Annotated in this window: 12 protein-coding genes and 1 pseudogene; 7 read left to right on the forward strand and 6 right to left on the reverse strand. The window is 63.7% G+C overall.

The annotated features are described in order from the left end of the window. The first annotated feature begins 69 nt into the window (after positions 1-69). The gene (locus GC125_RS14555; RefSeq protein WP_151986306.1) at positions 70-378 is read left to right on the forward strand and encodes an EthD family reductase; all 309 of its coding nucleotides are present in this window, start codon (positions 70-72) and stop codon (positions 376-378) included. Here the strand turns inward: GC125_RS14555 and GC125_RS14560 are convergent. The 5 genes and pseudogenes from GC125_RS14560 to ade all read right to left on the reverse strand — a co-directional run bounded on the left by GC125_RS14560 (position 375) and on the right by ade (position 7,723). Beyond that, positions 375-1,340, reverse strand: coding sequence for a DMT family transporter (locus tag GC125_RS14560; protein WP_286165523.1), 966 nt, complete (start codon positions 1,338-1,340; stop codon positions 375-377). The genes GC125_RS14555 and GC125_RS14560 overlap by 4 nt on opposite strands. Positions 1,341-1,472: 132 nt before the next feature. Next, positions 1,473-2,786, reverse strand: coding sequence for an NAD-dependent dihydropyrimidine dehydrogenase subunit PreA (gene preA / locus GC125_RS14565; protein WP_151986307.1), 1,314 nt, complete (start codon positions 2,784-2,786; stop codon positions 1,473-1,475). 15 nt (positions 2,787-2,801) lie between these two features. After that, a complete protein-coding gene (locus tag GC125_RS14570) occupies positions 2,802-4,160 on the reverse strand; it encodes an NAD(P)-dependent oxidoreductase (protein WP_151986308.1) in 1,359 nt (452 codons plus the stop codon). A gap of 247 nt (positions 4,161-4,407) precedes the next feature. After that, positions 4,408-5,822 (reverse strand): annotated as a pseudogene (gene gnd, locus GC125_RS14575) (NADP-dependent phosphogluconate dehydrogenase). Between the two features lie 86 nt (positions 5,823-5,908). Next, positions 5,909-7,723, reverse strand: a complete 1,815-nt coding sequence (gene ade, locus GC125_RS14580) for an adenine deaminase (RefSeq protein WP_199864715.1) — start codon at positions 7,721-7,723, stop codon at positions 5,909-5,911. A gap of 142 nt (positions 7,724-7,865) precedes the next feature. On the opposite strand from ade, the gene GC125_RS14585 reads away from it, so the two are divergent. The 6 genes from GC125_RS14585 to GC125_RS14610 all read left to right on the forward strand — a co-directional run bounded on the left by GC125_RS14585 (position 7,866) and on the right by GC125_RS14610 (position 13,215). Beyond that, entirely contained in the window at positions 7,866-8,174 is a 309-nt protein-coding gene (locus GC125_RS14585) for an acyl carrier protein (RefSeq protein ID WP_151986310.1), read from the forward strand. A gap of 30 nt (positions 8,175-8,204) precedes the next feature. Further along, positions 8,205-8,708 (forward strand): 3-hydroxyacyl-ACP dehydratase FabZ family protein, encoded by a 504-nt coding sequence (locus GC125_RS14590; protein ID WP_151986311.1) that lies wholly within the window; start codon positions 8,205-8,207, stop codon positions 8,706-8,708. After that, the gene (locus tag GC125_RS14595; RefSeq protein WP_151986312.1) at positions 8,705-9,904 is read left to right on the forward strand and encodes a beta-ketoacyl-ACP synthase; all 1,200 of its coding nucleotides are present in this window, start codon (positions 8,705-8,707) and stop codon (positions 9,902-9,904) included. Before GC125_RS14590 ends, GC125_RS14595 begins: the two co-directional genes overlap by 4 nt. After that, positions 9,901-11,181: a beta-ketoacyl-ACP synthase gene (locus tag GC125_RS14600; protein ID WP_151986313.1), complete on the forward strand. Its 1,281-nt coding sequence runs from the start codon at positions 9,901-9,903 to the stop codon at positions 11,179-11,181. Before GC125_RS14595 ends, GC125_RS14600 begins: the two co-directional genes overlap by 4 nt. Positions 11,182-11,242: 61 nt before the next feature. Beyond that, a complete protein-coding gene (locus tag GC125_RS14605) occupies positions 11,243-12,271 on the forward strand; it encodes a zinc-binding dehydrogenase (RefSeq protein WP_151986314.1) in 1,029 nt (342 codons plus the stop codon). A gap of 14 nt (positions 12,272-12,285) precedes the next feature. Further along, positions 12,286-13,215, forward strand: a complete 930-nt coding sequence (locus GC125_RS14610) for a lipid A biosynthesis lauroyl acyltransferase (RefSeq protein ID WP_151987938.1) — start codon at positions 12,286-12,288, stop codon at positions 13,213-13,215. Here the strand turns inward: GC125_RS14610 and cbiB are convergent. Continuing rightward, positions 13,199-14,185, reverse strand: a complete 987-nt coding sequence (gene cbiB, locus GC125_RS14615; protein ID WP_151986315.1) for an adenosylcobinamide-phosphate synthase CbiB — start codon at positions 14,183-14,185, stop codon at positions 13,199-13,201. The two genes, GC125_RS14610 and cbiB, sit on opposite strands and share 17 nt — an antisense overlap. Positions 14,186-14,187: the final 2 nt, after the last annotated feature.

Here is a 14,187-nt window from a genome sequence, read left to right on the forward strand (position 1 = left end):
CCAAGGTCGCGATTGTCCCGGTCGTCGACCGCTGCAAGAGTGCGCAAGCACCCCGGGGAGGATCCGACCATGGCCAAGCTCATCGCGCTCTACAAGAAGCCTGCCGATACCGAGAAATTCGATGCCTATTATCGCGACACGCACATTCCGCTCGCGAAGACCATTCCAGGCCTGACGAATTACGAGATCAGCACCTCGTCGATCGCGACGCCCGACGGTGAAGCGCCCTATTATCTGATCGCAATGCTGTCTTTCGAGTCGCTCTCGGCCATCAACGAGGGACTGCAGTCGCCGCAGGGCCAGGCAACGGCAGCCGACCTCGCCAATTTCGCCGATGCCGGCGTCGATCTTATCTTTTTCGACGACAAGAAGGTCTAGTCGGCCGCGACCACGAGAACCACGAGGCCGAGCACGGTGACGAGCGCGCCGGCCAGCACGCTCATCGTCGTCCACCCTGCCCCGGACAGGCCTTCAAGCACGATGATAATGCTCGGGATCAGGTAGGAATAGCCGAACACCTTCGAGACCGGCAGGCGCATCGATGCGTATTGGAGGAGGAAGAAGCTGACTCCCGTCGCGAAGATCGCGAGATAGACGACCGTCAGCCAGACGATGCCGGGCAGGTTTGCCCAATCAGTGCGGGCGATTTCGCCGGCGCCGTAGACGATGATGCAAAGCCCGGTGGCGAAAAGCGTCCAGAACGTGAAATAGGCCAGCGGCTCGCCGCGGTTGAACTTCTTGACCAGCGGCGCGTAGATCGCGTGGGCGACGCAGCCGATGAAGAAGATCGCCTCCCCCGTGCCGATCTGGAAGCCGAGCAAGGCATCGAGACGTCCGCCGAAGATCACCCAGACGGCACCGGCGCCGGCGACGAGCAGGCTGAACAGCACGACCGGGCTCACCTTCTGACCGAGCAGCAGGAAGCCGAAGCCGGCGCTCATGAACGGGATCAGCGTGAAGACGGCACCGCTCGACACCGGGCTCGTCAGCCCGAGCGAGATGAACATGGTGACGAAATAGATCGCCATCAGCGCGCCCAGCACGAGATAGCGCCAGGGCGCCTTCGGCACCGACGACAGGCGGTGGGGCGTGCCCCGCAGCAGAACGGTTGCCGCCACCGCCATGATCGCGACGCCGATGGCAAACCGGATGGCATTCAGCGCCACCGGCCCGATATGGGGAGCGGCGCGCGAGCCGAGCGAGAACGACACCGCCACGATCAGCGCGAAACCGACCATTGCGAGATGTCCGAACAACTTCTCCCGCCCGATCGCGTAGCCGGCTGTGACCGGCCGAACCGAATTGTCTGAGATCGAGGCCTGGGGAACATCTGTGCGCATGCCTGCTCCCTACCCGGCTTCGTGAGGCAATGCCAGATCGACATCAGACGCCGTAGCGAGACAAACGAAACGAGCCCCGGCTTTTCAGACCGGGGCTCGAAAGTCTTTTTGGGAGGAAAACGACGCGTCCGATTACTCGGCAGCTTCCTTGACGGCCATCGGGTTGTTCGGGTGCTGCGTCCAGTTGGCGTAGTTCGGGTCGATCGGACGGCCGGTCCGCGGATCGGCGCCGGCGACGAGCTGCTCCATCGTGATGCAGTCTTCCACCGGGCAGACATTGACGCAGAGATTGCAGCCGACGCACTCGTCGTCCATCACCTCGAAGTGGCGGACGCCATCGACCATCGACGTGATCGCCTGGTGCGATGTGTCCTCGCAGGCGATGTGGCAGCGGCCGCACTTGATGCAGAGATCCTGGTCGATGCGCGCCTTCGTGACGTAGTTGAGGTTGAGATACTGCCAGTCCGTGACGTTCGGAACCGCCATGCCCTGGAAATCCGAAATCGAGCGGTAGCCCTTTTCGTCCATCCAGTCGGAAAGACCGTCGATCATTTCCTGCACGATCTTGAAGCCGTAGGTCATGGCCGCCGTGCAGACCTGAACGGTGCCGCAGCCGAGCGCGATGAATTCGGCCGCATCGCGCCAGGTGGTGACGCCACCGATGCCCGAGATGGGCATACCGCGCGTCTCGCCGTCCCGCGCGATTTCCGCGACCATGTTGAGCGCGATCGGCTTCACCGCCGGGCCGCAATAGCCGCCATGCGATCCCTTGCCGTCGATCGATGGTTCCGGCGAGAAGGTGTCCAGATTGACCGACGTGATCGACGAGATTGTGTTGATCAGCGAGACCGCATCCGCGCCACCGCGCTTGGCCGCGCGGGCCGGATAGCGGATGTCGGTGATGTTCGGCGTCAGCTTCACGATCACCGGCATGCGCGAATAAATCTTGCACCATTCGGCGACCATCTGGATGTATTCCGGTACCTGGCCGACGGCCGCACCCATGCCACGCTCGCTCATACCGTGCGGACAACCGAAATTGAGCTCGATCCCGTCGGCGCCTGTATCTTCGACGCGCGGCAGGATCGCCTTCCACTCGGCTTCCTCACAAGGGACCATGATCGAGGCGATCATCGCGCGGTCCGGCCAGCGCCGCTTGACCTCGGCGATCTCGCGCAGGTTTGTCTCAAGGTCGCGGTCGGTGATGAGTTCTATGTTGTTCAGACCGAGCAGGCGCCGGTCCGGCCCCCAGATCGCGCCATAGCGCGGGCCGTTGACGTTGACGACGGGAGGCCCTTCCGAGCCGAGCGTCTTCCAGACGACCCCGCCCCACCCGGCTTCGAATGCACGCTCGACATTGTAGGCCTTGTCGGTCGGGGGCGCGGAGGCGAGCCAGAACGGATTGGGCGACTTGATGCCGAGAAAATTGGTGGAAAGATCAGCCATTGTCTCGTCCCTTTCTCAAGCGCCCATCAAGGCGGCGTGGATGTCCATGGCGGCGATCTTGCCGTCTTCGACGGAGACGACCGTCAGGTCCTCACCTCCGAAGATGCAGTCGCCACCGGCCCAGACTTTGGCGAGTGAGGTGCGCCGTGCCGCATCTGTCAGGATACGGCCCTTTTCGAGCCGGATATCGGTGCCGGCGAGCGGTCCGGCATCGAAGCTCTGGCCGATCGCCTTGAAGACCTGGTCGGCCGGCAGGATCATCGTCTCGCCGGTTCCGACGAGCGCCCCGTTCGGCTGGGCAGTGTATTCCAGTTCGATACCGACGACCGCGCCGCCCTCGCCGCGCAAGAGCGACTTCGGCTTCAGCCAGTGACGGATGGTGACGCCGGCGGTCTTGGCGACTTCCTGCTCGTATTCCGAAGCGTTCATCGCATCTTGGCCGCGGCGGTAGCAAATGGTCACGTCTTCCGCCCCGAGCAGCTTGACCTGCGTCGCGACGTCGATCGCCGTCATGCCGCCGCCGATGACGACCACGCGGCGGCCGACCGGCAGCGCGGCGAGATCGTCCGTCTGGCGGAGCTTGGCGATATAATCGACCGCATCGATGCAGCCTTCGGCATCTTCGCCTTCGAGGCCGAGATCGTTCACGCCGGGCAGGCCCATTCCGAGGAAGACGGCATCGAAGCCGGCCGTCAGGTCTGAAAGAGCGATGTCGCGGCCGAGCGCCGTCGCCGGTTTGATCTCGATACCGCCGATGCCGAGGATGAATTCGAGTTCCGCCTGGGCGAACCCGTCGACCGACTTGTAGGCCGCGATCCCGTATTCGTTGAGGCCGCCGGCCTTCTCGCGGGCATCGAAAACCGTGACGTCATGGCCGAGTGCCGCGAGGCGGTGGGCGCAGGACAAACCGGCTGGACCGGCGCCGACGACCGCGACCCGCTTGCCGGTCGGTTCGGCGCGCGTGAAGGGATGCGCCGATGCGGTCTCCATCAGATGGTCGGTCGCGTAGCGCTGAAGCTGGCCAATCTTGACCGGCTTACCTTCTGCCACTTCGCGCACGCAGACCTCTTCGCACAGCGTCTCCGTCGGACACACGCGGGCGCACATGCCGCCCATGATATTGGATTTGAGGATGGTCTTGGCCGCCCCGGTGGCGTTGTCGGCAGCGATCTGGCGAATGAAGAGCGGGATGTCGATCGAGGTCGGACACGCGTTCATGCACGGGGCATCGTAGCAGAAATAGCAGCGATCGGCCTCCACGAAGGCCTCGTGGCGATCAAGCGGCGGATGCAGGTCGGAGAAATTCGTCGAATAATCGTCGGGCGCGAGCCGGCCAGGCTTCACGTCCCGCGCGGCTGGCACGGAAATCGTCATTGTTCCACCTCGGGTTCAGCCGGTCGCGCCCTCGGTCATCCGCCCGGTCCCACCCCGTTGCGTGCCGATTTATAGCGGGTCTGACGATCCGGTGTCTTCTTGTTGCGGTGAGAATGAGCGGAAAATTCCGGGGCGTCAATTTTTTTATCATCCGATCAAAAAATTCTTCAGACCGCCTCCCCCAAACGAAAACGGAGCCCGATTTGGGCTCCGTTTGCTGCATTCGAAAGGAGCAGAAACGCCTGCGTCAGGCGTTCCATTGCCCGTGGTGCGGGCCAGATCCGTCAAGCCGATCGAAGCCATGCGCACCGAAGAAATCGCGCTGCGCCTGGATGAGATTGGCCGTGCCGCGTCCGCGGCGATAGGTGTCGAAATAGGCGAGTGCCGCAGAGAGCGCCGGAGCCGGGATGGCCGAGGACGCCGACAGAGCGACGATCTTGCGCAAGCCGACGGACGCCTCCGTCATCATCGCCGAGAACCGCGGCGTGACCAGCAGATTGGCAGTCCCGCTCTCGGCCTCGAAGGTGGCGGCGATCTCGTCGAGGAACTGCGATCGGATGATGCAGCCGGCGCGCCAGATCCGCGCTATGGTCGCGAGTGGCAGGTCCCAGCCATGGTCGGTGGAAGCGCCGGCCATCACTGCGAACCCTTGCGCATAAGCCGCGATCTTCGCTGCCAGCAACGCCTGCTCCAGCTGGTCGACGGTGGTCGCGCGGTCGATGGACGCATCGAGCGGTTCGATGGGGCCGAACACCGTTTCGGCAGCTTCGCGTTCCGCCTTCATGGCAGACAGCACGCGCGCCGCGACGGCGGCCTCGATGGTCGTTGCCGGAACACCGAGCATCTGCGCCTCGATGGCGGCCCAGCGCCCGGTCCCCTTCTGTCCGGCACTATCGAGGATCTGATCGACCAGCGGACTTGCGGTTTCGGCGTCCGCGGTCTCCAGCGCCTTTGCCGTCACCTCGATCAGATAGGAATTGAGCGGACCTTCGTTCCAGCGGGAGAAGGTCGCAGCCATCTCGTCGGGCGACATCCGCAGGCCGTCGCGCATGATGCCGTAGATCTCGGCGATCATCTGCATGTCGGCATATTCTATACCGTTATGGATCGTCTTGACGAAATGGCCGGCACCGTCGCTGCCGAGATGGGCAACGCAAGGCTCGCCCTCGAAACGCGCCGCGATGGCATTCAGCATGGGCTCGACACGGCATACGCCTCAGCTGTGCCGCCGACCATGATCGAAGGGCCGTGACGCGCACCCTCCTCGCCGCCGGAAACGCCCATGCCGATAAAGGTGAGGCCCGATCCTTCAAGCTCCTTCGACCGGCGAACCGTGTCGTGGAAATTCGCATTACCCGCATCGATGATGATGTCGCCCGCTTCCAGCAGCGGCCGAAGCGCCGCGATCTGCTCGTCGACCGCCTCACCGGCCTTCGTCATGATGATGATCGGGCGCGGCGCGCGGATTGCGGAGACGAGGTCCTCCAGCGAGTGGCAGGGGACGATCCGGTCCTTGAGGGGCCCGGCGTCGGCATGGAAGGCATCGACCTTCTCGATCGTGCGGTTGGCGACTGCGATGGTGCTGGCGTTTTCGGCGATGTTGAGGGCAAGATTGCTCCCCATAACGCCGAGGCCGATAAGGCCGATTTCTGCTTGAGGCATATTTTCGATCCGTTGATTTCAGACCTTCTAAATGGATTTAGACGGTCAGATCGCAACCCCGCTCATGCATCTGTGATGGAACGATATCAGGCGAACAGCTCCACGAACTCGAATTTACGCACATCGACAAGGCCGAGATCGGAGATGCGCAGCTCGGGGATGACGACCAGCGCCAGCAGCGAATGCTGCATGTAGGCGTTGTTCAGCGTACAGCCGCATTCGGCCATGGCATCGACCATGCGCTGCGCCTTTTCGGCCACGATTTCGGCCGGCTCGTCCGACATCAGGCCCGCGATCGGCAGTTCGACGAGCGCGATCTCCTTGCCGTCCTTGAAGACGCAGATCCCGCCACCGACCGTCGCCAGCCGGTTCGCCGCTTCCGCCATGTTCTCCTTCGACGTGCCGACGACGATCATGTGGTGGCTGTCGTGGGCGACCGTCGATGCGACCGCGCAGGCGCCCTTGTAGCCGAAGCCGGACACGAAGCCGTTCGTCACGCCGCCCGTCGCACGGTGCCGCTCGACGAGCGCGATCTGGCAGACATCGCGGTCGCGGTCGCCGCGCACGAGGCCGTCGCGCACCGGCAACTCCACCTGGAGCGCACGCGTCGGCGCCTGATTCTCGACCATGCCGATGACATTCGCCGTGACGATTTCCGCGCCCTTGGGCGCATGGATGTCGAAGTCGACCGACACCAGCGCGCGGCCGAGCTTGACCGTGTCGCGCGCGGTTTTCGGGTATTCGAACGCCACGCGCTCGACTGTGCAGACACTCTTTTCCGCAGCGACGACGCCGCGGGCCAGCACGAGGTCGATCGGCAGCGATTCGAGGTCGGAGGTGAGGATCAGGTCGGCGCGGCGACCTGGCGTGATCGAACCGAGCTCGCGCTCCAGACCGAAATGACGCGCCGTGTTGATCGTCGCCATCTGGATCGCCTGCATCGGCGAAGCACCACATTCGATGGCATGGCGCACGACACGGTTCATATGCCCGTCATTGACCAGCGTTCCCGAATGGCTGTCGTCTGTGCACAGGATGAAATTAGAGGCATCGAGCCCCTTTTCGGTCACCGCGGTGATCTGGCTCTTCACGTCGTACCAGGCCGAACCGAGCCGAAGCATGGCACGCATGCCTTGGCGGACACGCGCGATCGCGTCCTCTTCGCGTGTTCCCTCGTGATCGTCCGCCGGGCCGCCGGCGACATAGGCGTGGAACGCGGACCCGAGATCGGGCGACGCATAATGGCCGCCCACGGTTTTTCCGGCATTCTGGGTCGCGGCGATCTCGCCGAGCATCTTCGGGTCGGCATTGGCGACGCCCGGAAAATTCATCATCTCGCCAAGGCCGATGATCTGCGGCCAGGCCATCGCCTCGACGACGTCGTCCGGCGTGATTTCGTAACCCGTGGTCTCGAGCCCCGGCGCGGAGGGCGCGCAGGACGGCATCTGGACATAGACATTGATCGGCTGGAGCACCGCTTCGTCATGCATCAGCTTCACGCCCGCAAGACCAAGCACATTGGCGATCTCATGGGGATCGATGAACATCGAGGTCGTGCCATGCGGCAGAACGGCCCGCACGAACTCCCCGACGGTCAGCATGCCCGATTCCACGTGCATGTGCGCATCGCACAGTCCCGGAACGAGATACCGCCCGTCCGCATCGATCACCCGCGTATCCGGCCCGATCATCGCCGAAGCATCCGGGCCGCAATAGGCGAATCGCCCCTCCGCAATCGCGATATCCGTCGACTCGATGATTTCACCGGAATGGACGTTCACCCATCGGCCATTGCGGATCACCGTATCGGCGGGTTCGCGACCAGCAGCGACGCCGATCAGGCGGCGGGCGGCCTGCGGCCAGGTCTTGAGGGTCATGGGAGCTGTCCTTCCGGCTGACATGTCGTTGAAGTCGCGTGAAGCAAGCGATACGCCAGTTTCACCGGGCGCGTAAACACGGACGGTCCCAACAGCCAGCATGCCTGCGAAAGCCCGACACGGCCATTGGCAATCCCGTGGCTTTTCCCTATAGCTCCTGCGCAAAATGGCATTTGATGAGGAATTCTTCGTGTCCGCCACATTCGACAAAGTCGCCGACATCATCGCGGAAACCAGCGAAATCGACCGCGACCAGATCACGCCCGAAAGCCACACGATCGACGATCTTGGCATCGACAGTCTCGACTTCCTGGACATCGTTTTTGCGATCGACAAGGAATTCGGCATCAAGATCCCACTCGAAAAGTGGACCCAGGAAGTCAACGACGGACAGGTTTCGACCGAAGAATACTTCGTGCTGAAGAACCTCTGCGCCAAGATCGACGAGCTGCGCGCCGCAAAGGCGGCAAGCTGAACCCCTTGCCCATGAGCGGGCGGAGCCGGGATGCTTCTTGAATATTTCCAGATGATCGATCGCGTTGAAGCGGTCGATCTTGAAAGCGGCAGCCTCACCGCGCGCTCCACCACGCCCGAAAAGAGCCCCGTCTTCGAAGGCCATTTTCCCGGCCTTCCGCTTGTCCCGGGCGTGCTCCTGATCGAAACGATGGCACAGGCATCCGGCTATCTCATTCTGGCCAAGACGAACTTCGCCTCGATGCCGTTCCTGGTCTCGGTCGACAAGGCCAAGCTGCGCACCTTCGTCGAGCCGAACACGCCGCTGTCGGTCACCGCGACGCTGGAGCACGAAGGTTCGGGCTTTGCCGTGATGAAGGGCATGATCAAGCGCGAGGGCAAGCGCATCGCCGATTGCGAGCTGAAGCTGCGCGTCCTGCCGGCCGACAATGCCGTCCTGGCTGCCGGCGTGCACAAGCGCGCGACCGAGATCGGCCTGCTCGAAGCGATGGAGGCCGACAAGGCCCGTGCCGACAATGCTGGAGACCCCGCATGACCAACGCGCCACACAGGGTCGTCATCACCGGCGTCGGCATCGTCACCAGTCTCGGTGTCGGCCGATCCGCCCATGAAGCGTTGCTGGCCGGCACGGCAGCACCGGAACCGGTCGTCGACAGTGCACGCTATGCGCCCTACTCCGTGCATCCGCTGCCTGAAATCGACTGGTCGGCGCAAATCCCGAAGCGTGGCGACCAGCGCCAGATGGACGACTGGCAGCGCCTCGGCGTCTTCACCGCAGGTCTGGCACTTGAAGACGCCGGGTTGAAGGACGATGCCGACGCGACCGCTTCGATGGACATGATCGTCGCGGCCGGCGGCGGAGAGCGCGATCTGGCCGTCGACACGCTGATCATCGACGAGGCGGCGAACCACAACGACCGCGAGAGACTTCTCAACGAAAAGCTGATGACTGAGCTGCGCCCGACGCTGTTCCTGGCGCAGCTGTCTAATCTGATGGCCGGCAACATCTCGATCGTCCACAAGGTGACGGGCTCGTCCCGCACCTTCATGGGCGAGGAAGCAGCCGGCATTTCAGCGGTCGAGATCGCCTTCGCCCGCATCCGCGCCGGCCAGTCGACTCACGCGCTCGTCGGCGGCGGCCAAGTGGCCGAGCGTCCCGACATGCATTTCATCTTCGAAGCCGTCCAGGCTTTGGCGCAGGGCGATTGGCAGCCGCTTTCGGCACGGTCCAACCAGGCGGGCGGCGGTATCGTGCTCGGTTCGGCAGCATGTTTTCTGGTGTTGGAATCGCTTGATCAGGCGACAGCTCGAGGCGCCACGATCTACGCAGAGATCGACTCCGTGGAGGGGGATCGTGGTTCGCGCGACGACGACGGTCTCGAAAAGCGCCTCGAACGCATGGCGGCGAACACTGCCTCTCCTGACCTGATCCTGTCGGGTGCAAGCGGGCTGGTCGGCATCACCGAGCGCGAAGCGGCGGTTTGGCGCAGCAGCTTTCCCGAGGCTATCTTGCGGCGATACGCCAATGTGACCGGCCACGCGCTGGAAGCACAGTTCACGCTCGGCCTCGGCCTTGCAGCGCTCGCATTGAAAGCAGATGCCGCAATCGCTCCATTCGAAACCGACGACAAGGCGCTCGAAAAGCCGGCCGACACGGCGCTCGTTACCACGGTCGGCTATGTGCGCGGCGAAGGGCTCGCGCGGCTCTCTCGCGTCGGAGGCAAGGCATGACATCCTATCGCGATCACAAGGGCCGCCCCATCGTTGCCGTAACCGGAATGGGCATCGTGTCCTCGCTTGGACGCGGCAAGGTCGACAACTGGCAGAAGCTTTCAGGCGGCGTATCGGGCATCCACCCGATCTCGCGCTTTCCAACCGAGGGATTGTCCACGAAGATCGCCGGAACGGTCGAATTCGTCGACGTTCCGCTGATCAATGCCACCGAGATCTCCTTCGCCATGGCGCGTGAAGCCACCGAGGAAGCGCTCGGCGAGGCTGGCTTGTCCGGCGAATTCGGCGGCCCGCTTTTCCTGGCGGCACCACCCATCGAAGCCGAATGGTCGACGCGTTTCGGCTATGCCGACATGGCCCGTGCGATCGAGGCCGAGGGCAACGCCTATGAGCGCTTCAACGCGGTGTTGCGCGAGCGCGCCGACCCCGATCTGCACCACGCCGTTCTGTTCGGCACGATCTCCGAGCGGCTTGCTGACAAATTCGGCACGCGCGGCCTGCCGGTGACGCTTTCCACCGCCTGCGCTTCGGGCGCAACCGCGATTCAACTCGGCGTCGAAGCGATCCGCCAGGGCCGCACCGACCGCGCGCTAACAGTCGCGACGGACGGCTCCGTATCGGCCGAATCGCTGGTGCGGTTCTCGCTGCTGTCGGCGCTCTCGACCCACAACGACCCGCCGGAAAAGGCATCGAAACCCTTCACCAAGGACCGTGACGGCTTCGTGCTCGCGGAAGGCGCAGCGGCCCTGGTGCTCGAATCGCTCGAAAGCGCCGTCGCCCGAGGCGCCAGAGTGCTCGGCATCGTCGCCGGCTGTGGCGAGAAGGCCGATCATTTCCACCGCACCCGCTCCTCCCCCGATGGCGGGCCGGCGATCGCGACGATCCGCGAAGCCATGGCCGATGCCGGGCTCGACGCAAGCCAGATCGGCTACGTCAACGCGCACGGGACCTCGACGCCCGAAAACGACAAGATGGAGTATCTGGCGATCTCGTCGGTCTTCGGCGACCACCTGCCGAACGTGCCGGTCTCGTCCAACAAGTCGATGATCGGCCATACGTTGACGGCGGCCGGCGCCATCGAGGCCGTGTTTTCGCTGCTGACGATCGCCAATGGCACGCTGCCGCCGACCATCAACCACGACAATCCGGACCCGGCGATCCATCTTGACGTCGTGCCGAACGTCAAGCGCGACAAGGCCGTCACCAGCGTTCTGTCGAACTCCTTCGGCTTCGGCGGGCAGAACGCCTGTCTTGTCATGACGGCAGAACCGGCCTAACTCACCGGCCAATCACTTCAAGAGACCGAACAGGCGCCTTGAAAGGCGAAGGAATCTCCGCATGCGTGCCCTCCAGCTTATCGAAGACCGCAAGCTCGAAATCGCCGACATCGCACCGCCGCTGCCGCCGACGCACGGCGAAGTCACCGTGCGCATCCGCGCCGTCGCTCTGAACCACATCGATGTCTGGGGCTGGCGCGGCATGGCCTTTGCCAAGCGCAAGATGCCGCTCGTCATCGGTGCGGAAGCCGCCGGCGAAGTCGAAACGGTCGGCCCCGGCGTCGGTCACCTGCAGCCCGGCCAGATCGTCGCGATCTATGGCGCCCGCACCTGCGGCCTTTGCCGCCATTGCCGCGCCGGTCGCGACAATCTCTGCGAAAACGTTTCCGGTGTACACGGTTTCCACCTCGATGGGTTCGCGCAGGAAAAGGTCAATCTGCCGGCGCGCCTGCTCGTCCCCGCCCCGCCCGGCGTCGATGCAGTGGCTGCGGCACTCAGCCCGGTCACCTTCGGCACGGTCGAGCACATGCTGTTCGACAACGCCAAGCTTGAGCCCGGCGAAACGATCCTCGTCCATGCCGGCGGCTCCGGCATCGGGACGGCGGCGATCCAGCTTGCCAAGAAGATGGGCTGCACCGTGATCACAACGGTCGGGTCGGACGACAAGATCGAGAAGGCGAAGGCGCTCGGCGCCGATCACGTCATCAACTACCGCGAAGACCGTTTCGAGGGCGTGGTGCGCAAACTCACGAAGAAGAAGGGCGTCGACGTCGTGTTCGAGCATGTGGGCGCCGACACCTGGGCCGGCTCCATGCTCTGCCTCAAGCGTGGCGGTCGCTTGGTCACTTGCGGCTCGACCTCGGGCGTCTCCACCTCGATCAACCTGATGCACGTCTTCCAGCAGCAATTGCGGATCATCGGTTCCTTCGGCTGCCGCATGGAAAACATGGCGGACGCGATGGAGAAGATGGCCCGCGGCATCGTGCATCCCGTGATCGACACCGAGGTCGGGTTCAACGATCTCGACACCGCGCTGCAGCGCATGGAAGGCCGCCAGGTCTTCGGCAAGATCATCCTGAAGATCGATTGACGGGCACCCATCGCTTGAAGCTCTTCATCACCCGCATCGTTCTGGCGCTCAAGAAATTCGGCGACTGGGCAACGGCGCAGCTGATCTTCGGCCTGCTCGGGCTTTTGCAGATGCTACCGACGACGAAGGCGATCGATTTCGTTGATCGCATGGCCCGCCGGATCGGCCCGATGACGTCGCGCCACAAGCTTGCGATGGAAAACCTGCGCCGCGCCTACCCGGAAAAGACCGAAGCGGAGCGCGAGGACATCGCGCGTGACATGTGGGGCAACATGGCGCGCCTTGCAGCAGAGTACGTCTTTCTGGATGACCTGTTTGACTACGATCCCGATGCAGGCAACACCGGCATCGTCGAAGTATCCGGCACGGACATCTTTCTAGAACTGCGCGACAATCCGCGCCCGTTCATCGTCTTCACCGCCCATACCGGCAATTTCGAGCTTTTGCCGATTGCGGCCTCCGCGTTCGATCTCGACGTGACGGCGCTCTTCCGACCGCCGAACAATCGCTATGTCGCCGAGCGCGTCATGAAAGCGCGCCAAGGCCGCATGGGCAAGCTGGTCGCTTCCAATTCAGGTGCTGCTTGGACCCTGGCGCGCACGCTGGAAGAAGGCGGGGCAGTGGGCATGCTCGTCGACCAGAAGTTCCACAAGGGCGTCACGACGCAATTCTTCGGCCTGCCGGTCAAGACCAATCCGCTTTTGGCCAAACTGCAGCGCCAATACAACTGCGAGGTCTATCCCGCTCGCTCGATCCGCCTGCCGAACGGTCGATTTCGCCTCGAAATCGAGCCGGCCGTCACGATCCCCACGGATGCCAACGGCAATGTCGACGTCGCTGCCACCGCGCAGATGCTGAACGACAAGGTGGAAAGCTGGGTGCGCGAATATCCTGGCCAGTGGCAGTGGTTCCACGATCGCTGGGCGATCAAGCACGAACTGTAAGCGCCAGCAGCACCGTCAGAACGAGCAAAGCCGAGCACGCTGAGCCATAGACGCGGATCGCACGATCGATATCGGGCATTGTGCAGGTTCGCCCGGCTGCGTTGAGCATCGGCTCGGCCACGCGCTCGCCGCCATAGGTCCGCGGCCCGGCAAGCGCAATATCGAGCGCACCCGCCATCGCCGATTCCGGCCAGCCGGCATTGGGCGAGCGATGCAGCCCGTGATCCATCAAGGCGACCTTCAGCGCACGCCGCGCCGCGCTCAGGCCCGCCTGGACGAAGGCGCCGGCGGCGATCAACACAGCCGACAGCCGCGCTGCCGGCCAGTTCGCCCAATCGTCGGCTATTGCGGAGGCGCGGCCGAAATCGATGTGGCGGACGGAGCGATGACCGATCATGCTGTCGGCCGTGTTCAGCATCTTGTAGGCGAATATCCCCGGCAGGCCGAGCAGCGCATACCAGAAGGCCGGCGCAACAGTGCCATCGGAGAAATTTTCGGCAAGACTTTCGATGGCCGCACGGGCAACGCCCTTCTCATCGAGCGTCGCCGGATCACGCCCGACGATCATAGAAACCGCGAAACGCGCGCCTTCGAGACCGTCGGTGCGGTAGCCGATGGCCACCGCCTGGACATGATCCGACAGGCTCTTTTGCGCGAGAAGCACAGCGACGACGATCATTTCGAGCAGCACGCCGACGACGCTGGCATGCGCGAACAGCAGCGCCAGAACAACGCCGGTGACCGCCGATGCCACCAGAAGCGTCCCGATCACGAGCCGGCCCGCAAAACGGCGTGAAGCCGGGCTCGCGCCGTCTCGGTTGAAGCGTTTGTCGGCAGAACCGATCGCCTTGCCCAAGATCACGACCGGATGCGGCAGGCGCCGCCACAGCCAGTCGGGGTCGCCGACGATGCGATCGAGAAGCAGCGCAGCAGTGAGGATGAGCAATTGCCGTTCGGGATCGACGATCATGG

This window comes from Rhizobium sp. EC-SD404, assembly GCF_902498825.1.
Taxonomy (GTDB): domain Bacteria; phylum Pseudomonadota; class Alphaproteobacteria; order Rhizobiales; family Rhizobiaceae; genus Georhizobium.